Consider the following 24,901-nt stretch of genomic DNA (forward strand, 5'->3'; position numbering starts at 1 on the left):
ATGAAAATCACGCTCAGTATTCTTTTTGCCGTTTTGTTGTCCGGTTGTATTGCGCATCCGTTAGAGGCGCCTTTACCGCCTGCGGTAGTGAGTGAAGTGCCGGAAAACTGGGAACAGGCGCAAGCCAGAAAATATCAAGAAAAATCAAATTATATTCAGTCCCGTCAAGTCGCTTACGATTGGTTTGGCAATTTTGCTTTTAGCGAAATCGATGGTATTCCCTATATTGCGTTGAAACTTTTACCCAAGCTGGCACCCCAGTTGTGGGGAAGTGACGAAAATTTTCTCGATGCGGTTGGTTTGTTTATTGATGAGCGGCAGCAATCCTATCCGATTGCACGCGGCATTGGCTTCAGTGGCTTATCGCGGGCTGAGGCGCAGGGGAATATTGATTACGCATCATTCACTTGCGGTGCCTGTCACATTGGGCGTGTGCGACTTGAGAGCGGCCAGATCGATTATCTCGATGGCGGCGTGAATACGACCTTCAATATCGCGTTATTTCGTGTCAAATTGTATCAGACCTTACAAACAGCCTATGCAGGTGAAGCCGACGACACCAAATACCAATTATTAACGCAGAAGTTGCTGGATGCACTGGATACTGTTCATCAGCAAAATCCGAATTATTTTTATAATAATTTCCAAGCAGGTGATAGAAACTTTGATGCCGGTTATGAAGCTGCGCAGATCGCCTTGTTCAAACAACATGCTGAACAGACGATCAAGCAGTTTGCGCAGCGCGCTGAAGCCGAGTATGAAGGTTTTGGCGCGCTCATCGCCAAGAACTATGCAGGTCTTGAATCAGAAATGCTGGCTGGTTTTCCCGGCATGGCGGATGCGACGGGGTTGAGCGCCATCAATGGTTATATCAGTTTGCGCAAGATTCCCATTATTAAAGGATTTGCCAGTGTCACGCTTCCACCCGAGCCGGGCATCACTGATTTTATGTCGGTATGGGAGCAAGGCAAGCGCCGGGCAAGCTGGGATAAGAGTCATACCAGACTTATCAATGGTGGCGGCCAATGGAATGGTAATGTACCGATGCCGATTTACCGTAACCTGATTGCCATGCTGACTTTGGGTCTGGAAAAAACCGATGTCCGGGTGGCTGCTTTTGCCGAAGAACTGCTCGATGGACTACCGGCCAGTCCTTATCCTTTTAATGTGGATATCGGATTGGCTAAGAAGGGGCAAGCGTTATTTGCAGAGCACTGCGCCGATTGCCATCAACCTAAAAACGGCAAAGTTTACGATAATCTTGGTACCAGCATGAAAAGGGCTTATGTGGTGGGTGCACTGTTAAATTATGCCGCTCACAAACAATTGTATGCAAACTGTGCGCCGGATACGACCGTTCAACTGGAGGGTAAAGATATCAAACCCTGTGCCGAGTTTGACGGGGTTTCTCTGGATGATAAAAAAGACTTGCTGATGTCGCCCAACAATGAACATCGCGGCTACAATGCTCGCCCGCTCAGCGGCATCTGGGCGCAAGCGCCTTATCTGCATAATGGCACGGTACCGACGGTTTATCACCTGCTAGTGCCGGATGAACGTCCAGCCAGTTTTATCAAGAGTAAGCTTGATTATGATCCCCGGTATCTTGGCTTTGCCTGGAATGCTGGGCAAACAGCCAATCCAAACGAGGGCTATCTGTTTCAGGCCAATGCGATTTCCGCTCTGAGCAACAAGGGGCACGATAAGGATATTGTGGAAGGTAAAAAAACCTATCGTCTCAATTGGTCTGGCGATAAACCAGGTGCTTTTGCTATTATTGAATATCTGAAGACCTTGTAATTTTATACGGGTCATGTAAAAGCTGCTATGTAAAGGCGCCAACGGAATTAGGGCAGAAAGTGAGGACGACCTCACCGCTTCAATATCTTTAAGGGGACGGCCCCATAATTCAGAAAGGAGCGTATATGGCTTGGGCTATTCTTATTGCTGCAGGGCTGTTTGAGGTTGGTTGGGCGATCGGATTGAAGTATACGGAAGGTTTCACGCAATTATGGCCCACGATCGGAACGATTCTTGCGATTATCATCAGTCTTTGGTTGCTGGGCATTGCCATGCAATCACTTCCAGTTGGCACGGCCTATAGCATTTGGGTAGGCGTGGGAGTGGTCGGTACCGTAACTCTCGGGATCGTTCTGTTTGGCGAGCCCGTAAATGTGGCGCGCTTAATCAGTGTTGCGCTCATCATCACAGGTATCATCGGTCTTAAGCTCACCACACCGGATTAACCATATTACACGCCGCAGTGGAAAATGGCGCGATAATTGGGAGAGCGTCATCAAATGACAATACCGGGAAAAAACGATTCATCCTAACATCAGGGAGATAACATGCCAAACGTACTGATTCAACCCTATATCATGTTCGGCGGGCGCTGCGAAGAGGCGCTCGAATTCTACCGCACCGCTCTGGACGCGCAGATCGATATGCTGATGCGCTTCCAGGAGAGCCCGGATCCCACCCCACCTGGCATGCTGCCGCCGGGTTTTGAGAACAAGGTCATGCATGCCAGCTTTCGCATCGCCGGCAATGTGTTAATGGCTTCGGACGGTTGCGAAGAAGGCCAGGAATTCAAAGGGTTTTCACTGTCGATCTCGGTTACCACTGAAGCTGAAGCCAATCGTTATTTTTCTGCGCTTTCCGATGGCGGCCAGGTGCAAATGCCATTAGCCAAAACATTCTGGTCACCGTGCTTCGGTATGCTCACTGACCGTTTCGGTATCAGTTGGATGATCAATGTCGTGATTACCGATTGCACCGAATGAAATTAAACATCCCGATTATCGGTTTGCAACGGCGGCACTGATACGCGATCGTTGTTTGTCGAATACCAGTGCTTCATATGCAGCGTACAAAAAGCAATCCAGCAGAGGAAACGAGCCGAAATGACAGCATCATGAGCTTTGAGAAAATGAGCGATCAGCAACTATGGGATATCGCCAATCCCATTATGGATAACTTGATGGATGCTTCGACTCAACTCGATCACGCGAAGCATGTGCGGGATTTTACTGAGCGGATGAAAGCCATCGTGACTCCAGAATATTTTCAGCGCATTTGCCAGCAATACCAAGCCGAGAAAGGATATTTCTCCAGTCGCATGCCGGTCGCCGTTTTCCGGCGCCCTGACTCAGTAGCCATTGTGTGGAAACAATCGTTTACGAAAGCACCGGGTGAGTTTGTCGCGGAGATGGTGTTGGTACATAAAAATGGAAAGTATCGAGTTGATCATGTGATAGTTTTTTGAGTCGTTCGCTAAAAGCGATGTTGAAAGCTGAATTGATATCTCCACGAAACGTAAGGACATAATAGGGCGTCTACGATGATAGATCTTATTCTTGATGTAATAATTTCGTTATTTCTGGTGACTGATTTTTATTAATTATTAAGTATACAAATGGCAGATAATTACGATGCTAGGGTACAACAGGTGACTGATCGCTATATACACGCTAGCTACGGTTTATGGAATGCACTACTTACCGTGAATGGGCTTATTCTTGCTGCTGCCACAATGGTTTCTGGTGATCAAGGTTCCTACTTTAAACTGGCAGTTGTTGTTCTTGCTATGTTTTCTATAGGACTATTAACTTATAACTATGTTGTAATAAAACTGACTTATTTTCGTATAGGTGAAGTGATTTCAAGTAATCCAGACCAGCTTACACCTGAAGTAAAAGAAAAAGATATCAATAATGCTCTTACAAGAAATAAGAGAGCTAAATGGTTTGAAAATATTTGTTTGATTATTCTATTAATTCAGTCAGCTCTGTTGGTGGTAAATTTTGTGTATTCAATTGCCTAACAATCACGTCAGATCCACTTTCTTCAGTCGCTGGAAGCTCGTGTTGTTTGTGTGGGTGGTTAGGTGGCCATTATTCAAACTCTCGACAGATTGTCAACAAATGGGTCAGCTCGCGAACAAAGAAAATGGATAGGTAATATGAGACAGATGATCGCTATCTAGCGATGCCTGGGAAATCCACTACCCTGGCCGACACCACTACGGCCTTTGCCGAAAATTATTACAACCGCGATAATGGCGACCGTAACGACACCGGCTATGACTTTATTCCAATCAATAACTGTTTTATAGATCCGGAAATCGTCCCGCCAGCGAATGCGTTGCCAAATTTCATCGGAGGTTATTACTCGAAGGGGGCTGACGGTATCAAGCGTTACGGTAACTTCATGATCTGCGTTGATATCAATCGAATCGGTTGGATTTCCCCGTGATGTCACCGAGATCGTGCCGCTGATGACGGTGACTTCTGTTTCATGTTGCGATACATTGAGATGCAGGATCGCGTTTTTGGCGTGGATGATTGCGTGCAAGGTTTCGATTCTTTGTTCGCAGTCTGATGTTTCCGTGAATACATTGCCGATTTTGAAATCATCCACACGAATGAGACAGGATGAACCCGATGCCTTGAGCCGAATACGGGCACCACTCCGAGGGCCGCTGCTGACGAACGAATGATTTTTTACTTGCTCCATTTCATTTACTGAAGAGCCATTAAGCAACACGTTTTTGCCTGATGATTGGATCAATCCGATGGTTGCATCATCAGGCACAGTGCTAAGATGAAAACGAGCGCCGGTATGTTCATCTTGTTCCCACAAACCACCGGCTTCAACAAGACTTTTATCCATGATAGGAATTGTTTTGCAACCGGCAAGCAGCAAAGCTGCCAGCAAGAGCAGCAACAAACCATGATTGCCGGAAAAATTCAATGGAGAAAATATTAATCCTGGATAGCGTCCCGGATAGATACTTATTATCTTGAAGAGGAATGGCTTGATTTCTGTGGTATCCATTTCGTTGCTCCTTTCAATCCTTTGTTTCAGGTAGTTTCCTAATCAGGGTACTGTATAGGAGATTGTATGAATCAGGACTGAATAAAGTGTTCGGAGGTGCAAAAGGAAGTACCGCAAAATAGCCTGATCGTGGATATCAGGTTTAACATTTAGAAATATACGCGTTGCTGTTTCAATTCAAGAAATGAAAAAGGTCATTGGGGTGAGGCGTCAATGACATTGGAATAGTTTTCACACCGATCCAGTATTTTGCTATATTCCCGGCTTTGTCTTTTCTTTGCGGTTATCACATTGGAACATACATCTCCATCAGAAAAATCAAATGAGAAGAAAGATGAGATCTTGCAAGCTTTGGCAGAGATGCTGGAACATCCGCAGAGGCTCAAGATAACCACTGCAGCATTAGCTATGAAGCTGGGAATCTCTCAATCATCCATATACCGTTGTTTCCCCAATAAAGCGCAAATGTTTGAAGCACTGATAGAATTTATTGAAAAGACTTTGTTTGTGTTGATCAATAAGATTCTGCAAGAAGGGCATTCCGCTACCCAAAAGATCGAAAATTTGTTGCTGCTATTGTTAGGATTCTCGCGCAAGAATCCGGGCATGACGCGCATTCTGGTGAACGATGTCTTGATCAATGAGAATGAGCATTTACAATTTCGTGTTAATCAGTTACATGACAGATTAGAAGCCACCCTGAAACAAGCGTTACGCTTTGCTGCTTCCGAGGGGCAAATCAATAGAAATGTGAATGTTACGGCACATGCTAATTTATTGTTGTGCTTCGTGATTGGCCGCTGGTATCAGTTTGTCAAAAGTGAATTTGCGCGAGATCCTCTAGCAGACTGGGAAGTTCAGCGATTGATTTTGTTGCCATCCGAGCTACTTTGAACTGAGAAGATTTCACACATTGCTTGGTGGTGGTTTTATACTGATATTGATGATTGACATATCGGGCAGGCCGGATCTTTATGCAGATGGATGGAGCGCCAATTCATCGTGAGGCCATCGAGTAATTGCAGGCGGCCGTTCAGGCTTGTGCCAATATTCAACAGAATTTTTAGTGCTTCTGCGGCTTGCATTGAGCCGATTATGCCCACGATTGGTGAAAAAACGCCCATGATGGCGCAGGGCATATCTTCTTGATTTCCTGTGTCAGGGTATAGGCAGTGATAGCAAGAGCTATCGTCATGGCGTAGATCAAACACGCTGATCTGACCACTAAAACGCACTGCAGCTCCGGAGATTAGGGGTTTCTTGTTAATGACACACGCTTGGTTGATCTGGTAGCGCGTATTGAAATTGTCACTGGCATCAATGACTACATCAACGTCTGCTGTGAGTTGTAGTAATTTTTCAGCGCCTACGTACTCATGGATTGTAGTGATATTGATTTCTGGGTTGATTCTAACTAATAATTGTTTGGCTGAAACAACTTTTGCAACACCGATTGATTGACTGTCATGCATAATTTGCCGTTGCAAATTAGTTAGATCAATCTGATCGCCATCACAAATTATCAGGCTGCCCACTCCGCTGGCAGCAAGATAAAGCGCTATGGGGGAACCTAAGCCACCCGCTCCGACAATTAATGCGCGAGAGTGATTAAGTTTTTCCTGCCCCGCAATATCAATTTGCGGGAGCAGGATATGGCGACTGTACCGCAGGAGTTGATGGTCATTCACAATCCTTATAAACTTTTAATCAACTATCGCTTTCATCATTGGGTTCTGGCGGGGATGAGGGAATGCCTTTAAAGTAATTCATGGCTTGTTTTAACAGTTCATCTTCTTCCGACCCGAATTCGAGAGGAGCATTATTTTTTGTATCTTTTTTCTTTTTATCTTTCTTGTCTTTTTTGTCACCTGCTGGTTTTGATCCTGTTTTCTCTGCCTCGGAAGTCACTATCTTCTCGGTTTTTTTGCCATTGGACAAGTGGCGATTCAAATCTGATTCACGCAAGCGTTGATCATCACCGTTGTCAGCTTCATCCAGAATATCCGGCGTAATACCTTGTGCCTGAATAGATTGTCCGTTGGGTGTATAGTAACGCGCAGTTGTTAGTTTAATCGCAGTATTATTTCCTAATGGTAATATTGTTTGTACCGATCCTTTGCCGAATGTCTGCGATCCCATGACGATGGAGCGTTTATGATCTTGCAAAGCACCTGCAACAATTTCGGAGGCTGAAGCAGAGCCCCCATTGACCAATGTAATCATGGGCACGGTTTTTACTTCAGTAGGTAAACCTTTTAAGTAATCTTTATCAGGTCCACGCAAATAAAACTCCGGATTGGCGTGCAATTTCATTTTTGCATCCGGGCTACGGCCTTCAGTGTAAACGACCAACGCATTTTCCGGCAGAAAAGCAGCTGATACTGCAACCGCCCCATTAAGTAATCCTCCCGGATCGTTTCGCAAATCCAATATTAGGCCTTTCATTTCTCCCTTGTTTTCACCGAATAGGGTTCTGATCGCTTGCGCCAAATTCTCACCAGTTTGTTCTTGAAATTGTGTGATGCGAATATAGGCGTAGCCGGGTTCGAGCATTTTTGATTTGACACTCTGAATTTTTATGATGTCACGTACTAAATTAAAAATCAGTGGTTCAGTCTCGCCTTCCCGTACTATCGTAATTTTTATCGAAGTTTTGGGTTTGCCGCGCATGAGCTTGATCGCATCATTAAGTGTCATGCCTTTGACAACGGTGTCATCCAATTTAACGATCAGATCGCCAGTTTTAATACCCGCACGAAATGCCGGGGTGTCTTCAATGGGGGAAATCACTTTTACTACACCGTCTTCCATAGTTACTTGGATACCTAGCCCGCCAAATTCACCTTGTGTACCAATTTGTAGTTCCTTATATTCGTCTTTATCAAGATACGAAGAATGAGGATCCAATCCAACCAGCATGCCATTGATAGCTTCAGTAATCAGTTTTTTGTCTTCTACCGATTCGACATAGTCACTTTTGATGCGACCAAAAACCTGAGCGAAGGTGCGTAATTCTTCGATTGGTAATGGATGGATGGCTTCAATATTTTCTTTTTTGGCAATGGCGGAGAAGTTCAAACTGAGCATAATTCCAGCGATTACTCCAATTAGAATTAAACCTGTTTTTCTGATTACATTACTCATGATGCTATCTCCGCACTGATCAAATTTGTGTAAATGGTTTATCGCGATTATTCTATTTTTATCCATGTCAAAGGATCGAAGGGTTTGCCCCTATGACGAAGTTCAAAATATAGACCTGAATTTGCATTACCATCGCTATTTCCTACTGTGGCTATTGTATCGCCGCCGAGAATCATGTCACCTACTTGTTTATGGAGTGTTGTATTATTGCCATAAAGGCTCATATAGTTATTTCCATGATCCAGAATTATCAAATTACCAAAACCTCTCAACCAGTCAGCAAATACAATCCTTCCTCCAGAAATGGCTTTAACATCACTACCCTTAGGCGCTTGTATAAACAGACCTTTCCACGTTATATGTTTACCTGAACGTTGACCTCCAAAAGTATTCACAAGTTTCCCGCGCACAGGTAAATTTAATTTACCCTTGAGTGACGGAAAAGGAGTATTTGCTGTAGAAGCATCTGGGAGCTTAGTATTAATCTGAGAATTGATGCTGGATTTCTCCTGAGCGAGGAATTTATTAATCTCATTAACTAAGCGAGTAATGCGTTTTTCGTTATCTTTAAGCTTATTAAGCTCTTGTTGTTTCTGTGTAATTTTATCAGATACTTGTGATAGGATCTTTTGCTGTTTGTTTTTTTCGTGCTCGAGTTTTTTGCGCTCATCATGATATTGGGTTTGAATGGCAGCTATTTCTTTTTTCTTGTGGCGGCTCATTTCAGTGAGCGTCAAGATTTCATGTTGATTCTTTCTTAGGGCCGTAATGCTATTCGAACGAGCAAGCGCGAATTGTTGGTAATAATAGGCGTTTCGGGCAATTTGATTGGGATCATATTGGCTTAACAGTAAGTGTAAATAATTGTGTTGCCCTCTGACATATTGCTCGTAAAGCAATTTTTCTAGTCGACTTCGTTCGATTTTGATTTCTTCGCTGATTACACGGTGCCGAGCCTGTAGCTGTTTGTATTCTTCAATGACTTTCCGGTCATTTGCAATAAGTTCGGTCAATTTGTGAGAGATATCATTGATTGTTTGCTCGGTTTTACGTAATGTGTTTGTTGTATCTTGTTTTAGCGATTCTTTATTAGCTAAATCTTTTTGGAGTAATTGTATGCGTTCACGTAACAATCTGAGGTTTTCCTGGTTACTTGAGAATGCTGAAAGGGGACAAATAAAAGCCAATACGCATGCCAACAGCACTGAATAAATACACTGTATATGAATCAAATTAAACGTATCAGTTTCCCCAAAAGGTGTAATTTATTCGAATTAGTACAAAGCATATACTTGAATAAACGGACAGCTGTTTTAACCAACTAATTTTCCTTGGTTAGCTACAATCTTCATTGCTTCCTGAATGTCTGTTGGATTCCCAAGATAATAATTCCGTATGGGTTTTAAATTATCATCCAGCTCATATACTAACGGAATGCCAGTAGGAATGTTGCAATTGAGAATATCATTGTCGGAAACATTATCTAAATATTTGACCAGTGCTCTTAACGAATTTCCATGCGCGGCAATAATCACGCTTTTATCCGCCTGGATCTGAGGTGCAATAGTTGTGTTCCAATAGGGTAAAAATCTTGTAACCGTATCTTTAAGACACTCAGTTAAAGGAATATCATTGCGTGCTAAATTTTTATAGCGCAGATCGGCGCCTGCATAACGTTGATCATCAATGTTCAACGCAGGCGGCCTAACATCATAGCTTCGCCGCCAAATTAGGACTTGTTCATCACCGTATTGGGCGGCTATTTCCATTTTATTAAGACCTTGCAGGGCACCATAATGCCGTTCATTCAATCGCCATGTATGCTCTATTGGAATCCACATCTGATCCATTTTATCCAGCACTATCCATAAAGTCCGAATGGCGCGCTTGAGAACGGATGTGTAGCCGATATCAAATGTAAATCCATGTTCGCGTAAAAGCTGTCCTGCATTTTGAGCTTCTTGAATGCCATTTGGGGTTAAATCAACATCTGTCCAACCCGTAAATCGATTTTCTTGATTCCAAGTACTTTCTCCGTGGCGTAGGAGAACAATTTTTTTCATATTGACCTTTAATGAAAAACAGAATGAATATTTTGAGAAGGCTTAAAGACTTTTAGCATTTTATTATAATTTAAGCTTGAAACACAGTATAGGGCCGATACTTTTAAGCGAATACGAAAGATTCGCGTAAGTCACATTCGTTTCTGAAAATATTGCTTCATTCGGTTCATTAGTCAGAGAATGGTGGAATAAAGGAGAGTTCGTTGAAAAATACTCGTCGCCAAACGATAAGTATTTACGCTACAAATATTTTAATTTCGATTAATATTCTAAATTTTTTGTTATACAATCCCGAGCTTAATTTGTTCGTTGTTCGACTGAAATAACTGAGCTTACATCAATAAACCGGGTTTGCAGATAAATGCAAATATAATTTGGAGAGAATATGAAGGCAGTTTCTAGGAATATTTGGGTAACAAAATTTGGTGGTGTGATTTTAGCTTCTTTGCTGACATTGCCCGTGCATGCGCAGTTGATGCTGGCACATGAAGGGCATCATGATGCAGGTGGTTGTACGATTAAAACGGGTGAATTTCCTGTAACATTCAGTGCGTATGAAGTGCCTGAAGGGGGTATACCACCAATGCACTCATTCTGCGAAAATTTGCCAAATACTGGTAAGGTGAATTTGACTGTTGAGCTGCCTCAACAGGCACGCCAAATGCTTTTAGCTGTTCGTTTGGTGAAAGAGGGTCATGAAGGACATAGTGGAGAACAGCATAATAGTGCTGCCATCAATCATAAACCGGCAGATGTAGATGATCATTCGGGACATGAGGGTATGGAACATGGTGATGAACATATAGAACACGGAATCGCTGAGCATGGAATCGTATATATGCCTCCAGAGATGCATAGATCAGGAATTATTGTGGTCGCAGCTAATATCGAAGAAAAAGGTCAATATGCAATTCATTTGGAAAGAAAGGATGATGCAGGGGATGTTAAGACAGTAGTAAAGATTCCATTAAGTGTTGGAAAAGGTGGTGGACACGGTAGTCATGGCGGCGGAATTGGATTGATGGAGATTGCGCTATTGGTTGCAGTGGGTGGTGGAGCTGCTTTTTATTTTATGCGACGCAAAAAAGCATCTGAAGCATCCGCATAATTTAATCAGTGATTATTCGGTATTGTTGGTTTATGCAATTAATGTATTGAATTGATTGAAAGATGGTTGTCACGAGTTTTTTTGTGTTTCAATTCTGTCTGTCAAAAACCCTTGACAGTACAAGGATGACTAAGTAGTCTAGGGGAGGATGCTATCTGTTGAAGGTGGACGGATGGTGGGGTTTTATGCTGAAGGGAAGGGGGTCTTATGAGAGGCCGGGAAGATAAGGAAAGGGAAAGAAATTATGGAAAACCAAAGGAGAGAGAGATGAAAGCCAAGCGATGGGCTGGGGTAATAGCGGGGCTGTTAGGAGCTATGCTGATAGGAACGGCGCATGCGAACATACTGAGTGTTCCGGACGAATTGTATGAAGCATTGAAGCTGGATCGTGAGAAAGCGACACCGAAAGAAGTATACGAAGCGGTGGTGAAGCGCTACAAGGATCCTGAGCAAGGAGCGGGTCGGGGAACATTGGCGCAATACTGGGAACCGATACCATATGGAATATATTTGGATCCTGCGACATTTTACAAATCGCCGACCTCGAATAAAGAGATAGCGAGCCGGAAGGAATGTGTGGAATGTCATACGGACGAATCGCCGGTATGGGTGCAAGCATGGAAGCGCAGCACGCATGCGAATTTAGACAAAGTACGTAATTTGAAACCGGAAGATCCGACTTACTACAAGAAAGCCAAGCTGGAAGACGTAGAGAAGAATTTGCGCTCTTTGGGTAAGCTGGCGGAAGGCGAGAACCTGAAGGAAGTGGGGTGTATTGACTGTCACGTGGATGTTAATGCGAAAAAGAAAGCGGATCACACCAAAGACATTATTATGCCGACAGCGGATGTATGTGGTAAATGCCACTTGGCGGAATTTGTGGAGCGGGAATCGGAAAGAGACACGATGATTTGGCCGCACGGCCAATGGCCTGATGGACGCCCATCGCACGCATTGGATTATAAAGCCAACGTAGAAACCACTGTTTGGGCAGCGATGCCGCAACGCGAAGTAGCTGAAGGTTGTTCGATGTGTCATACGAATCAGAACAAATGTGACTCATGCCATACGCGCCATGAATTTTCAGCTGCGGAATCGCGTAAGCCGGAAGCGTGTGCCACTTGCCATAGTGGTGTGGATCACAACAACTGGGAAGCTTACTCCATGTCCAAGCACGGCAAGATGGTATCGATGCTGGGAGACAAATGGAACTGGGAAGTACAGTTGAAAGATGCCTATGAACTAGGTGGTCAAAATGCACCGACCTGTGCGGGATGTCACATGGAATACGAAGGCGAGTATAGCCATAACATGGTAAGGAAGATTCGCTGGGCGAACTATCCGTTTGTTCCGGGAATAGCGGAAAATATTAATAGCGAATGGTCGGAAGCGCGTTTAGACTCGTGGGTGGTTACCTGTACCAAATGTCACTCGGAGCGTTTTGCACGTTCATATTTAGAATTGATGGACAAAGGCACGCTGGAAGGATTGGCTAAGTATCAGGAAGCTAATGAAATTGTGCATACACTGTATAAGGAAGGCTTATTGACAGGTCAAAAAACTAATCGTCCTGCCCCACCGGCACCGGAGAAAGAAGGCTATGCATACTTTGCACAGTTGTTCTGGTCGAAAGGTAACAGTCCTGCGGCGATTGAGCTGAAAGTACTGGAAATGCACGAAAATGACCTGGCTAAGATGCATGTAGGTTTGGCGCACGTAAATCCGGGTGGATGGACCTATACGGAAGGTTGGGGTCCGATTAACCGCGCGTATGTTGAAATTCAAGACGAAAATACTCGTATTCGCGAGATGATTGCGCTGCAGGAACGGGTGAAGAATCTTGAATCGAAACGTACCAGTTTACTTGATCTGGATGGCACAGCTGAGAAGATCTCGCTGGGTGGTTTAGGTGGCGGCATGCTGCTGGCCGGGACACTGGCCTTGGCGGGTTGGCGTAAACGTAAGCAAAGTGAAGCTTGATAGGCGCTGATACGACAGACCGCACCACCCAGGTGGTGCGGTCAGGAGACAGGCTCCTCCCGTCATTAGGAATTTTTCTGGTGGCTGGAGGATTACTTTTATTGGGCTGGTTTGTGTATCTTTGGTTTAAGCCGATACCGGCTCCCTATCAATATCAATTGGTAGAAGAAGGCGACAGCAGCAAGTTTGGTAAAATAGATCTGACAGGTTGGCCGGATTTAAAGCTTGGTCAATACAAAGTACAAGCTGACGGGGTAGGCAAGCCGATCGCTGAATTCATTGTTGCGAGGCAGAATGATGGGGCGCCGGTACTGATCTATTGGAAGAATAGCACCAATGAAGTGCTTTACAATTTTGACAGAAAGCCATCGGAGCTTACTATTCTGGCTGAAGCGATCAGGAAGTACGCCCCGAAAGATGCGCTGATACTATCCTGGTGGGATACCTCGCGGCAAATCAAACTGCTTACAGGGCACGACACATTTTTTACCCATCACCTGAACGAACCCCTCATGATACCGGCTCCTTGGCTGGAGCACAGCAAAGAGATTCAGGCCTATGAAAAACAATTCTGGCAAAGCAATGCGAACTCGGCGGAATTGGATCGATTTAAACACTTTAGTCAGGCATTGGCGGCACCGGCGGAAGACGGCATTAAGCAACTGCGGCAACTGATTGGTTCCGATCGTGAGACCTATCTGATTGTACACGTGACTGATCTCTATAAACTGGGGCTCATGTACCCTGAAAGTATAGGTGTTGCCTATCAGAATTTTCCGATGACGGGAAACATGCATGGCATGATCAATCAAATGAAAGTACAAGTTAAGGAAAATAATTTTGACACCTATACGTTGCAATCGGTTTCAGACAATGAGATCAGAGTATTTTTTCTGAGCGATGAAGAAAGCAGTCAAACATTGTTGGCAAGAATGCTGCCATTTGTTGATAAGACCGCGCCGACGGAACTGGATTTGGCGCAACTGATCTACCAACAAGGGGGTTATTGGGTATATAAGCTACCTTAAGAACAGAAAAATGACCTTGAGCGATATAAAACCCTCAAAGTGGGCACATAATCATTTACACAAAACGATGATAGCGTACAATACGAACCCATCAAATTTGAATTAAAAAAGTATAAAGGAGGAGAGATGAAATACCCGATAACCTATATATTGGCCATATTGGCGATGGCTGCATTTTTCTCGGGCACGGTGTTGGCGGCGGATTTTGAAGGTCGCACGAAATGTAGTTCGTGCCACAAATCGCAAGCCAAATCATGGAATGACACGGCACATGCCAAAGCGATGGAATCGTTAAAGCCGGGCACACGCAAGGAAGCCAAGATAAAAGCGAAGCTGGATCCGGATAAAGACTACACGCAAGACAAGGACTGTGTAGGTTGTCATGTTGATGGATGGGGCAAGAAAGGTGGCTATACGGTAGAAGCACCGAAGAAGCCGCTAGCGGCAGTTGGTTGTGAATCCTGTCATGGTCCTGGGAAGAGCTATCGAGGAGATCACCGTAAGGGAGGGCAGGCCTTTGAAAGCAAAGGGACTACCATGCAACGCAAGGTATTGGCAGACAAAGGTCAAGATTTTCATTTTGAAGAAGCTTGCAGTGCTTGCCATTTAAACTACGAAGGTTCACCGTGGAAAGGTGCGAAAGCTCCGTATACACCATTCACTCCGGAAGTTGATGCGAAATATACATTTGATTTTGACAAGATGGTGAAGGATGTCAAAGCGATGCATGAGCATTACAAGCTTGATGGTACATTCGTAGGGGAACCCAAATTCAAGTTTCATGATGAATTCCAAGCGAATGCCAAAGAGAAAGTGGCAGATAAAAAAGATAAAAAAGGAAAAGACTGATGAGCGGCTTACAGAAAGGTGCGATAGGGACACTACTGACAGGCGGGTTATTGGGGATATTGCTGGTAGCGGTGGTATTTGGAGGAGAAGCGGCGCTATCTACCGAAGAGTTCTGTACCAGTTGCCATTCGATGACTTATACGCAGACGGAACTCAAAGAATCGACTCATTATGGGGCATTAGGAGTCAATCCCGGTTGTAAGGACTGTCATATACCGCAAGGATTCAAGAATTTTCATTTAGCGTTATATACGCATGCGGTGGATGGTGCGAGAGAGCTTTATTTGGAATTGGTTAATGATTATTCGACGTTGGAGAAGTTTAATGAGCGTCGGCTGATTATGGCGCATGATGCACGGATGAACTTGAAGAAATGGGACAGTGTTACCTGCCGTGACTGTCATAGGGATCCGAATCCGCCTGGGGCGGATGCACAGGAAGCGCACAAGAAGATGAAGACGGAAGGAGCGACGTGTATAGACTGTCATCAGAATTTGGTGCATGAGGAAGTACCGATGACGGATCTGAATGCAAGTTTGGCTGCGGGCAAGATGGTATTGAAGCCGGACGAAGACGAAGAAGATGAGGATGACGAAGAAGAAGATGAGGACGATGAAGAAGAGGACAGTGCTAGTGATGTAACCGCAAACGAAGAGGATGATGACGAAGAAGATGAGGATGATGACGAATAATTCCCTTTTTGATTAAGAGACATAGGCTTAAGAACTTTGACGATGACATATCATATCTTCCAGAGGGGAGCTAGGTTTTAAACTGTCTCAAAAAGAAATATTCATTATGGTAGCTATTAATATTGCTACTACAAAAAGTAATTCTCGTCTTATGTGAAATAATTCGGTATTAATAAGATTGTCCTGAAGTAGATCAGCATTAATTATAGACTAATGCTGATTAATAGTTGAATTTTGTTTATCAGTTAACAACTCTCTTACTATAATGCTTCAATTTATAGAAGGGCTTTTACTGTGGCAGAAGAGTCACAAAATAAATTGGTTTATGCGGGAAAACTTGGATATAGCTTTCGTCGGCATTTGCATGAAAGATTTATAGAATCATTTTTATTCTTATCAGCGATTCTTTCGGTTGCAATTATGCTTGCAATCATTGTGATGCTTCTGAAAGAGTCGGTAATATTTTTTCGGCAGGTATCCATTTGGGATTTCTTGACGGATACGCAGTGGACGCCGTTATTTGATGATGCGCATTATGGAATACTACCGTTAATCTCTGGAACGATAGTAAGTTCTCTAATAGCGTTGCTGGTTGCGCTTCCTATGGGTACCATAATTGCCATATATCTTTCTGAATTTGCGCCATTTTCTGTGCGTGAAATTGCAAAACCTTTCCTCGAATTATTGGGTGGTGTGCCGACAGTTGTTTACGGATATTTTGCACTATTATTTGTAACCCCATTATTGCAAATTATTTTCCCGGAATTGCCAGGTTTTAATTTACTGTCTGCTGGATTAGTAATGGGAATAATGATTATTCCATATGTAAGTTCAATGACTGAGGATGCTATGCGCGCCGTTCCAATGAATCTGCGTGAAGGTTCTTACGCCATGGGTGCTACACGTTTTCAGACATCCATTCGCGTAGTTATGCCAGCAGCATTTTCTGGTATAGCGGCTGCATATATTTTAGGTATATCGCGTGCTGTTGGTGAAACAATGGTAGTGGCGATTGCCGCCGGAATGCAGCCGAATTTGACATGGAATCCAATGGAACCAGCGGCAACTATTACGGCTTATATCGTTCAAGTAAGTTTAGGAGATCTGCCACATGGAAGTATCGGTTACCAAACTATATTTGCTGCTGGCTTGACTCTACTGTTAATAACGCTCGTATTCAATATTATTGGACATTTGCTGCGGAAACGATATCGCGAAATTTATTGATGAATTGGAGACGATTTTGATTATTAGCGCTTTGTTGCAATAAATAATTTCTTAAGATGTTTGCTAGTGGAAGCATACAATGAAAAGTGGGAAAGGTCTTGAAGAAATTAGAAAAATCATTAGCCTACATAAAAGATGGGATTTGATTTTCATGATCACTGGCATTATTGCGTTAATGATAGCGATAATGACTTTTATTGCCTTATTTGCGCATATGCTGATCGATGGTTTGCCGCGTTTATCTTGGGAGTTTTTTACATCATTTCCATCACGACGCCCAGAGTCTGCCGGGATCCTATCTGCTTGGGTTGGTACCACTTTGGTTATGCTCGTAACGGCAGTAGCTGCGGTGCCATTGGGTATAGGGTCGGGCATATACTTGGAAGAATACGCCCCACGGAATTTGTTGACCGAGATCATTGAGATTAATGTCACCAATTTGGCGGGTGTACCTTCAATCATATATGGTTTGCTTGCATTGGGATTGTTTGTGTATCAATTAGGTTTCGGGCAGAGTATTTTGGCAGCTGGGTTAGCTTTAGCGCTATTGATTCTACCGGTTGTTATTGTAGCTACACGCGAGGCGATACGATCAATTCCCATTACTATACGAGAGGGGGCTTATGCATTAGGCGCAACCAAGTGGCAAACAGTTTCGGATCATTTATTGCCATACTCAGCCGCAGGAATTCTAACAGGAATTATTATTGGCTTGGCCCGAGCAATTGGTGAAACTGCTCCTATTATTACGATTGGAGCATTGACGTTTATAGCTTTTTTGCCTCCGTCTCCAGTAAAGAATGAATTTCCATTTGTATCATTTGAGTGGCTCACGGCTCCTTTTACTGTGATGCCAATACAAATGTTTAACTGGGTGTCACGACCGGAGGAAGCTTTTCAGTTGAATGCGGCTGCAGCGGGTTTGGTGTTGGTTGTTATGACTCTTGCCATGAATGGGTTGGCGATTTATTTACGCTACAGAATGCGGAAAAACATTAAGTGGTAAAATGATGCATATACAGAAAGAAATTGCAGAGTCTGCTCAATATAAATCTGAAGTAAAGAACCTCAGCTTTTACTATGGAGAATTTAATGCGCTTAAGAATATTGATATGGTGTTGCACGATAAAAAGATTACAGCACTGATTGGGCCATCTGGATGCGGTAAGTCGACATTCTTGAGGTGTTTTAATCGTATGCATGATCTGTATCCAGGAAATCGCTATGACGGTGAGATAATTTTGTACCCTGATGATGTAAATATTTTAGCCTCGATTGTTGATCCGATTGAAGTAAGGATGAGGATAAGTATGGTGTTTCAAAAGCCAAATCCATTTCCTAAATCAATTTATGAGAATGTGGCTTATGGATTGCGTGTGAGAGGGATTAAACAGCGGGCAATTCTAGATGAAAAAGTAGAGATAGCTTTACGCAATTCGGCGTTATGGGATGAAGTCAAAGATCGTTTACACGATCTTGCTTTTAATCTTTCAGGGGGACAGCAGCAGAGACTTTGTATTGCTCGTGCGTTAGCAACAGATCCAGAGATTTTGCTATTTGACGAACCAACCTCTGCACTTGATCCAATAGCGACGGCTAGTATTGAAGAATTGATTACCGACTTAAAGACTAAAGTCACTATACTCATCGTTACTCACAATATGCAGCAAGCAGCGAGAGTATCGGATTATACTGCTTATATGTATTTAGGTGAGTTAATTGAGTTTAATGTAACAGATACAATATTTATTAAGCCTAAAAACAAGCAAACTGAAGATTATATTACTGGTCGTTTTGGTTAATGAATAGCAATTGTCTATAAATAATCAATCGATTTTTTTAATTTCTTGCAGGTTTAATTCCTCGCTTCAGAGATATTTTTCTATCTAAGTTGCGCATGCAGCACTTAATTTTGTTACGAGTCAGATAAAAATCTGCATAATGCAGGGAATGATTATATGAACGGCGCTGATGTTGCGTAATTGACTTGATAAAGAATCAAGGGTAGCATCGCCCATTTTGGAAAGTCGGAGTTAGAAGCAAGATGCGTAAAAAGATGGTTGTTGGTAATTGGAAGATGCATGGTAATTTGTTAGAGAATAAACAGCTACTTGATACGATAACCTCTAGTTTAGATGGATTGCACGAAGATCTTATTGCAGTTTGTGTGCCTTACCTCTATCTACCGTCTGTACAAAACCAATTACAGCACTCGGGAATTGCATGGGGCGCTCAGAACGTGAGTCAATTTGAAAAGGGTGCGTACACAGGAGAAGTTTCAGCGCTAATGTTGAGTGATTTTCGGTGCCAATATGTTATTGTAGGTCATTCGGAAAGAAGAATGCTCTTTGGTGAAGGCAATGATGTGGTCGCAGAAAAATTTGTGGCAGCTCAACACGCAGGAATAATTCCAATTTTATGCGTCGGAGAAACACTGGAGCAACGTGAAGCTAACAATACTGAGCAAGTCATTGAGCAACAATTAATGTCAGTCATTAATTTGGCAGGAATCGAGTCGTTTAACAAAGCTGTAATTGCTTATGAACCGGTCTGGGCTATTGGAACTGGTATGACTGCATTGCCAGAACAAGCGCAAGATGTGCATGCATTCATTAGGGAAGGCTTAGCTAAGCAGAATTCAAATGTGGCAGAGCAGGTGGTTATTCTCTACGGGGGGAGCGTCAAAAGTAATAATGCCTCTGAGCTATTTGCTATGTCAGATATCGATGGTGGCTTAATAGGTGGCGCTTCGCTCATTGCAAATGATTTCATAGCAATTTGTCGCGCATTACGTCATTAAAATTTTTGGAGTATAACGTTGGAAATCTTGGTTTGGGTCGCGCATGTTTCGCTAGCGATCGTATTAATAGTTTTGGTATTATTGCAGCATGGTAAAGGCGCAGATATGGGAGCTGCATTTGGTAGTGGTTCAGCCGGCAGCTTGTTTGGAGCGAGTGGTTCAGCTACTTTTTTAAGTCGTGCTACAAGCTTTGTTGCGGCAATGTTTTTTGTCACAAGCTTGAGCTTAACTTATTTTTCAATGAATCAAACCTCGGGCGGTGTAATGAGTAGTATCATGGATGGTTTGGACGAGACTGGGAGTGCTGCAGTGACAGAAATAAATGGATCATCGACTTCTGTGCTTGATCACACTATGTTTGAAGATGATGACAGTTCAATAGTTAACAAAATACCTGAGTAACACTTCGACGCTAAAGTTAGTGTAGAAGCTTGATGATAAGATAGAGCATGGTTTTGCCGCCGATGTGGTGGAATTGGTAGACACGCCGTCTTGAGGGGGCGGTGGCGAAAGCTGTGCGAGTTCGAGTCTCGCCGTCGGCACCATGTGTGTATGTAGTCGATTTATTTAAATTCTAACTAATAAATTAAGATGCTTGAGAACTATTTTCCGATACTATTGTTTCTTATTGTTGGTTTTATGGTAGGAGTTGTACCAATGCTTTGCGGATGGCTACTTGCGCCCAACAATCCAGATAGTGAAAAGCTTTCGCCTTATGAATGCGGATTTGAGGCTTTTGAAGATGCGCGGATGAAATTTGATGTGCGTTATTATTTGGTGGCAATATTGTTTATTTTATTTGATCTGGAAATTGCGTTTCTTTTCCCATGGGCGATTGTGCTAGATGAAATTGGATTGTTTGGATTTGTTGCAATGATGGTTTTTCTAAGCATCTTGGTGGTAGGATTTGTTTACGAATGGATGAAAGGTGCGTTAGAGTGGGATTAATGTTATGGGTATAGAAGGAACGCTTGAAAAGGGTTTTATTACTACTAGTCTGGATTCGATTATTAATTGGGGGCGAACCGGTTCTATGTGGCCAATGACCTTCGGGTTGGCATGTTGTGCGGTTGAAATGATGGAAACAGGAGCTTCTCGTTATGATCTTGATCGTTTTGGAATAGTATTTCGTCCAAGCCCTCGTCAATCGGATGTTATGATTGTTGCCGGAACGTTATGTAACAAAATGGCGCCTGCTTTACGCAAGGTCTACGATCAAATGGCTGAGCCCCGGTGGGTGATATCTATGGGGTCATGCGCGAATGGGGGCGGGTATTATCATTATTCTTACTCGGTAGTTCGTGGGTGTGATCGTATAGTACCGGTTGATATTTATGTGCCTGGTTGCCCACCAACAGCGGAAGCTTTGTTGTATGGCATCATTCAGCTACAGAATAAGATTAATCGTACTAACACAATCGCGCGCTAGATCCTAATTAGTATGACTACTATTCAACAAGAAACTCTTGCTGCATCATTGCGGGGATTACTGCAAGATAAACTAATTAACCTGCAAATGCAGCGAGATGAATTAACCATCGTAGTAAATGCCGAGGATATTCTGGAGGTTAGTAAAGTATTGCGTGATGACTCGGCACTTATGTTTGATACATTGATTGATCTGTGCGGGATAGATTATCTGATTTATGGCGATGATTTGTCAGCTAAATATGAATTAAAAGATAGACGTTTTGCAGTAATTTATCATTTGCTATCGGTTGTGCGAAATCAAAGGCTACGCGTCCGAGTTCTGGCAGAGAATAATGAGTTTCCTGCCGTGCATTCAGTGACCGAAGTATGGCCTGCTGCTAATTGGTTTGAGCGTGAGGCATTTGATCTCTATGGTATTGTTTTTCCCGATCATCCGGATTTGCGTCGTATATTGACTGATTATGGGTTTATCGGAAATCCTTTTCGTAAGGATTTTCCGATAACTGGGTATGTTGAGATGCGATACGATGAACAACAGAGACGCGTTATTTATCAACCTGTTAGTATTGAGCCCCGAGAGATAACACCGCTCGTAATACGTGAGGAATACTATGGAGATAGTGAATCCTCATGATCTCACCTTGATTGTGTTTTTTGAAGAATTTTCAAGCAAGAAGTAACTTATGGCTGAAATACGTAATTACACTATGAATTTTGGACCACAACACCCGGCAGCTCACGGTGTGCTTCGGTTGGTTCTGGAATTAGATGGAGAAGTTGTTCGACGTGCAGATCCGCATATTGGGTTGTTGCATCGTGCGACTGAGAAATTAGCTGAAAATAAAACATATATTCAATCAGTTCCTTACATGGATAGATTGGATTATGTCTCCATGATGGTCAATGAGCATGCTTATGTGATGGCAATAGAGAAGCTGCTGCAAATTGAAGTGCCCATTAGAGCGCAATATATACGCGTAATGTTTGATGAAATTACTCGTATTCTAAATCACTTGCTTTGGATTGGTGCACATGCTCTTGATGTTGGTGCTATGACCATGTTTCTTTATGCTTTCCGTGAAAGAGAAGACTTGATGGATTGCTATGAGGCAGTATCAGGTGCTCGGATGCATGCTGCTTATTATCGTCCTGGAGGAGTATATCGAGACTTGCCGGATTCCATGCCTAAGTATCAGCATTCGAAAGTCCATAGCGAAAAACAGACTCGAGTACGGAATAAAAATAGAGAAGGTTCTTTATTAGACTTTATTGAGGATTTTACCAATCGTTTTCCAACCTATGTTGATGAATATGAAACTTTATTAACAGATAATAGGATTTGGAAGCAGCGTTTGGTTGATATTGGTGTTGTTTCTCCTGAACGTGCTAAAGCGCTAGGGTTTACTGGCCCAATGTTGCGGGGATCGGGTGTGGAATGGGACTTGAGGAAAAAACAGCCCTATGAGGTTTATGATCGTCTTGAATTTGACATACCGGTTGGAGTAAACGGTGATTGTTATGATCGATACTTAATACGTATGGAAGAGTTTCGTCAGTCAAATCGTATTATTAAACAGTGTGTCGACTGGTTACGTAAAAATCCAGGAATAGTGATTACTGATAATCATAAGGTTGCGCCACCTTCTCGTGTTGATATGAAACAGAATATGGAAGAAATGATTCATCATTTCAAGTTGTTTACAGAGGGTTTTCATGTGCCACCAGGCGAGGCTTATGTTGCTGTTGAGCATCCTAAAGGTGAGTTTGGTATATATTTGGTATCTAATGGGGCCAATAAGCCATATCGACTGAAAATACGTGCACCTGGTTTTGCACATTTGGCTGCTTTGGATGAAATGTCTAGAGGGCATATGATTTCTGATGTGGTCGCAATTATTGGTACGCAAGATATAGTATTTGGTGAGATAGATAGATAACGATGTTAAGTGCTGAATCTCTTAAAAGAATAGATCGTGAGATCGCTAAATATCCAGTTGACCGAAAACAATCAGCTGTAATGTCGGCGCTCGCAATTGCGCAAGAGGAAAAAGGCTGGTTAGCCAATGAAACAATGAATTTTGTCGCTGAATATTTGGGTATGCCGCCAATCGCGGTTTACGAGGTAGCTACTTTTTATAATATGTACAATCTGGAACCGACAGGTAAGTACAAAATAACAATATGTACTAACTTACCTTGTGCTTTGTCGGGTAGTAATGACAGTGCAAAATATATAAAACAAAAATTAGGCATTGAATTCAATCAAACAACACCAGATGGAAAATTTACATTAAAAGAGGGTGAGTGTTTTGGAGCCTGTGGAGATGCGCCGGTCTTATTAGTGAATAATAAACGTATGTGTAGTTTTATGTCTGAAGAAATGATCGATAAATTGCTGCGGGAGCTGGGCGAATGAATCAGTATCCACAGACTTTAATGAATGGAGTCGATCCATCTGATTCTGAGAATTGGCGACTTAGGAGTTATGAAAAACGCGAAGGATATGCGGCTCTAAAGAAAATATTAATAAAAAAAATAGCTCCTGAAGAAGTTGTTGAGGAAGTTAAGAAGTCAGCACTGCGTGGTCGTGGTGGAGCAGGGTTCCCTACAGGGTTGAAATGGAGCTTCATGCCTAAAGGCTATGAGGGTGATAAGTATATAGTATGCAATTCAGATGAAGGAGAACCGGGAACTTTTAAGGATCGTGATATTTTACGATATAACCCTCATATTCTGATCGAGGGTATGATAATAGCAGCGTACGCGATGGGCGTAAAAGCGGGTTATAACTATATCCATGGAGAGATATGGGAAACATACGAACGGATGGAAGAAGCCGTGGAAGAGGCACGATCAGCAGGTTATCTTGGAAATAATATTCTAGGTTCAGCGTTTAGCTTTCAGCTATATAATCATCATGGATATGGCGCTTATATCTGCGGAGAAGAGACGGCACTGTTAGAATCAATAGAAGGTAAGAAAGGTCAGCCGCGCTTTAAGCCACCTTTTCCTGCTAATTACGGTCTTTATGGAAAGCCGACTACTATTAATAATACTGAGACATTTGCTTCAGTTCCTTGGATAATTCGTAACAGTGGGGAAAAGTATCTTCAGCTGGGCAAACCTAATAATGGTGGTACAAAAATATTTTCAGTATCAGGTCACGTCAATAAACCAGGAAATTATGAAATACCACTCGGTACATCTTTTGCAAAATTATTGGAATTGGCCGGCGGCATGCGCGGGGGAAGAAAATTGAAAGGATGTATACCAGGGGGATCATCTATGCCGGTATTGCCTGGTGATATCATGATGCAAACAGATATGGATTACGATTCCATTGCTAAAGCAGGATCGATGCTTGGTTCGGGTGCTGTTATCATCATGGATGAGACGACTTGTATGGTAAGAGCATTGGAACGCCTGTCCTACTTCTACTATGAGGAATCTTGCGGACAATGCACGCCTTGTCGAGAGGGCACAGGTTGGCTTTATCGTATTGTCAATCGTATTGAGCATGGCAAGGGTCGATCTGAAGATCTTGATCTTTTAGATAATATTGCGGACAACATACAGGGACGGACCATTTGCGCCTTAGGTGATGCCGCAGCCATGCCTGTTCGGGCGATGCTTCAACATTTTCGTGACGAGTTTACTTACCATATAGAACATAAAAAATGTATGGTCTAGCTATTAGTAACTTAATAATTCAGAACGCGTCAATTTAATTATTCGTGATTAAC

General features: G+C 42.9%; 27 protein-coding genes and 1 tRNA gene. 23 read left to right on the forward strand and 5 right to left on the reverse strand.

The annotated features are described in order from the left end of the window. The 5 genes from CPG39_RS11760 (at position 1) to CPG39_RS11780 (ending at position 3,823) form a co-directional block, all read left to right on the forward strand. The gene (locus tag CPG39_RS11760) at positions 1–1,800 is read left to right on the forward strand and encodes a cytochrome C (RefSeq protein ID WP_096293701.1); all 1,800 of its coding nucleotides are present in this window, start codon (positions 1–3) and stop codon (positions 1,798–1,800) included. Between the two features lie 125 nt (positions 1,801–1,925). Beyond that, entirely contained in the window at positions 1,926–2,246 is a 321-nt protein-coding gene (gene sugE / locus CPG39_RS11765) for a quaternary ammonium compound efflux SMR transporter SugE (RefSeq protein ID WP_096293703.1), read from the forward strand. A 102-nt stretch (positions 2,247–2,348) separates the two neighbouring features. Then, positions 2,349–2,783 (forward strand): VOC family protein, encoded by a 435-nt coding sequence (locus CPG39_RS11770; RefSeq protein WP_096293705.1) that lies wholly within the window; start codon positions 2,349–2,351, stop codon positions 2,781–2,783. 77 nt (positions 2,784–2,860) lie between these two features. Next, complete coding sequence (locus CPG39_RS11775) at positions 2,861–3,265, forward strand: hypothetical protein (RefSeq protein WP_231990299.1); 405 nt, start codon at positions 2,861–2,863, stop codon at positions 3,263–3,265. 150 nt (positions 3,266–3,415) lie between these two features. Continuing rightward, positions 3,416–3,823, forward strand: coding sequence for a hypothetical protein (locus tag CPG39_RS11780; RefSeq protein WP_096293706.1), 408 nt, complete (start codon positions 3,416–3,418; stop codon positions 3,821–3,823). Positions 3,824–3,981: 158 nt separating this feature from the next. On the opposite strand, the gene CPG39_RS11785 is transcribed toward CPG39_RS11780, so the two are convergent. After that, positions 3,982–4,836 (reverse strand): hypothetical protein, encoded by an 855-nt coding sequence (locus tag CPG39_RS11785; protein WP_096293708.1) that lies wholly within the window; start codon positions 4,834–4,836, stop codon positions 3,982–3,984. Between the two features lie 249 nt (positions 4,837–5,085). On the opposite strand from CPG39_RS11785, the gene slmA reads away from it, so the two are divergent. Then, complete coding sequence (gene slmA, locus CPG39_RS11790) at positions 5,086–5,730, forward strand: nucleoid occlusion factor SlmA (RefSeq protein WP_231990300.1); 645 nt, start codon at positions 5,086–5,088, stop codon at positions 5,728–5,730. Positions 5,731–5,765: 35 nt separating this feature from the next. On the opposite strand, the gene CPG39_RS11795 is transcribed toward slmA, so the two are convergent. From CPG39_RS11795 to gpmA, 4 genes are all read right to left on the reverse strand, one after another. Then, positions 5,766–6,524 (reverse strand): HesA/MoeB/ThiF family protein, encoded by a 759-nt coding sequence (locus CPG39_RS11795; protein WP_096293710.1) that lies wholly within the window; start codon positions 6,522–6,524, stop codon positions 5,766–5,768. A gap of 19 nt (positions 6,525–6,543) precedes the next feature. Next, positions 6,544–7,980, reverse strand: coding sequence for a S41 family peptidase (locus CPG39_RS11800; RefSeq protein ID WP_096293712.1), 1,437 nt, complete (start codon positions 7,978–7,980; stop codon positions 6,544–6,546). A gap of 47 nt (positions 7,981–8,027) precedes the next feature. Continuing rightward, positions 8,028–9,113 (reverse strand): murein hydrolase activator EnvC family protein, encoded by a 1,086-nt coding sequence (locus CPG39_RS11805; protein ID WP_231990301.1) that lies wholly within the window; start codon positions 9,111–9,113, stop codon positions 8,028–8,030. A gap of 180 nt (positions 9,114–9,293) precedes the next feature. Further along, positions 9,294–10,043, reverse strand: coding sequence for a 2,3-diphosphoglycerate-dependent phosphoglycerate mutase (gene gpmA / locus CPG39_RS11810; protein ID WP_096293715.1), 750 nt, complete (start codon positions 10,041–10,043; stop codon positions 9,294–9,296). A gap of 385 nt (positions 10,044–10,428) precedes the next feature. Between gpmA and CPG39_RS11815 the strand changes: the two genes are divergently transcribed. The 17 genes from CPG39_RS11815 (at position 10,429) to nuoF (ending at position 24,848) form a co-directional block, all read left to right on the forward strand. Then, complete coding sequence (locus CPG39_RS11815) at positions 10,429–11,151, forward strand: hypothetical protein (RefSeq protein ID WP_096293717.1); 723 nt, start codon at positions 10,429–10,431, stop codon at positions 11,149–11,151. A gap of 267 nt (positions 11,152–11,418) precedes the next feature. Then, complete coding sequence (locus tag CPG39_RS11820) at positions 11,419–13,131, forward strand: multiheme c-type cytochrome (protein WP_096291822.1); 1,713 nt, start codon at positions 11,419–11,421, stop codon at positions 13,129–13,131. Beyond that, the gene (gene haoB / locus CPG39_RS11825; RefSeq protein ID WP_231990303.1) at positions 13,128–14,159 is read left to right on the forward strand and encodes a hydroxylamine oxidation protein HaoB; all 1,032 of its coding nucleotides are present in this window, start codon (positions 13,128–13,130) and stop codon (positions 14,157–14,159) included. The genes CPG39_RS11820 and haoB overlap by 4 nt, the downstream gene beginning before the upstream one ends. Positions 14,160–14,285: 126 nt before the next feature. Further along, positions 14,286–15,008, forward strand: a complete 723-nt coding sequence (cycA, locus tag CPG39_RS11830) for a cytochrome c-550 CycA (RefSeq protein WP_096291823.1) — start codon at positions 14,286–14,288, stop codon at positions 15,006–15,008. Beyond that, positions 15,008–15,700 carry a NapC/NirT family cytochrome c gene (locus CPG39_RS11835; protein WP_096293719.1) on the forward strand — a complete coding sequence of 231 codons (693 nt, stop codon included), beginning with the start codon at positions 15,008–15,010 and terminating at the stop codon, positions 15,698–15,700. Before cycA ends, CPG39_RS11835 begins: the two co-directional genes overlap by 1 nt. A 294-nt stretch (positions 15,701–15,994) precedes the next feature. Continuing rightward, on the forward strand, positions 15,995–16,927 hold the full coding sequence (gene pstC / locus CPG39_RS11840; RefSeq protein WP_013648492.1) for a phosphate ABC transporter permease subunit PstC: 933 nt from the start codon (positions 15,995–15,997) through the stop codon (positions 16,925–16,927). Positions 16,928–17,006: 79 nt separating this feature from the next. Continuing rightward, positions 17,007–17,933, forward strand: coding sequence for a phosphate ABC transporter permease PstA (gene pstA / locus CPG39_RS11845; RefSeq protein ID WP_096293721.1), 927 nt, complete (start codon positions 17,007–17,009; stop codon positions 17,931–17,933). A 1-nt stretch (position 17,934) separates the two neighbouring features. Then, entirely contained in the window at positions 17,935–18,729 is a 795-nt protein-coding gene (gene pstB, locus CPG39_RS11850) for a phosphate ABC transporter ATP-binding protein PstB (RefSeq protein WP_096293723.1), read from the forward strand. A 242-nt stretch (positions 18,730–18,971) separates the two neighbouring features. Then, on the forward strand, positions 18,972–19,727 hold the full coding sequence (tpiA, locus tag CPG39_RS11855) for a triose-phosphate isomerase (protein WP_096293725.1): 756 nt from the start codon (positions 18,972–18,974) through the stop codon (positions 19,725–19,727). A gap of 18 nt (positions 19,728–19,745) precedes the next feature. Next, on the forward strand, positions 19,746–20,129 hold the full coding sequence (secG, locus tag CPG39_RS11860; RefSeq protein ID WP_096293727.1) for a preprotein translocase subunit SecG: 384 nt from the start codon (positions 19,746–19,748) through the stop codon (positions 20,127–20,129). A 58-nt stretch (positions 20,130–20,187) separates the two neighbouring features. Continuing rightward, positions 20,188–20,272 (forward strand) — tRNA-Leu (locus tag CPG39_RS11865). 46 nt (positions 20,273–20,318) lie between these two features. Continuing rightward, complete coding sequence (locus CPG39_RS11870; protein WP_013648487.1) at positions 20,319–20,675, forward strand: NADH-quinone oxidoreductase subunit A; 357 nt, start codon at positions 20,319–20,321, stop codon at positions 20,673–20,675. 4 nt (positions 20,676–20,679) lie between these two features. Next, on the forward strand, positions 20,680–21,156 hold the full coding sequence (locus CPG39_RS11875; protein WP_013648486.1) for a NuoB/complex I 20 kDa subunit family protein: 477 nt from the start codon (positions 20,680–20,682) through the stop codon (positions 21,154–21,156). A gap of 12 nt (positions 21,157–21,168) precedes the next feature. Beyond that, positions 21,169–21,792, forward strand: coding sequence for an NADH-quinone oxidoreductase subunit C (locus CPG39_RS11880; RefSeq protein WP_096293728.1), 624 nt, complete (start codon positions 21,169–21,171; stop codon positions 21,790–21,792). Positions 21,793–21,841: 49 nt separating this feature from the next. Next, positions 21,842–23,095: an NADH-quinone oxidoreductase subunit D gene (locus tag CPG39_RS11885; protein ID WP_096293730.1), complete on the forward strand. Its 1,254-nt coding sequence runs from the start codon at positions 21,842–21,844 to the stop codon at positions 23,093–23,095. Between the two features lie 2 nt (positions 23,096–23,097). Continuing rightward, on the forward strand, positions 23,098–23,574 hold the full coding sequence (nuoE, locus tag CPG39_RS11890) for an NADH-quinone oxidoreductase subunit NuoE (protein ID WP_013648483.1): 477 nt from the start codon (positions 23,098–23,100) through the stop codon (positions 23,572–23,574). Next, entirely contained in the window at positions 23,571–24,848 is a 1,278-nt protein-coding gene (nuoF, locus tag CPG39_RS11895) for an NADH-quinone oxidoreductase subunit NuoF (RefSeq protein ID WP_096293732.1), read from the forward strand. The genes nuoE and nuoF overlap by 4 nt, the downstream gene beginning before the upstream one ends. The last annotated feature ends 53 nt before the right edge of the window (positions 24,849–24,901 follow it).

This window comes from Nitrosomonas ureae (assembly GCF_900206265.1).
Classification (GTDB): domain Bacteria; phylum Pseudomonadota; class Gammaproteobacteria; order Burkholderiales; family Nitrosomonadaceae; genus Nitrosomonas; species Nitrosomonas ureae_C.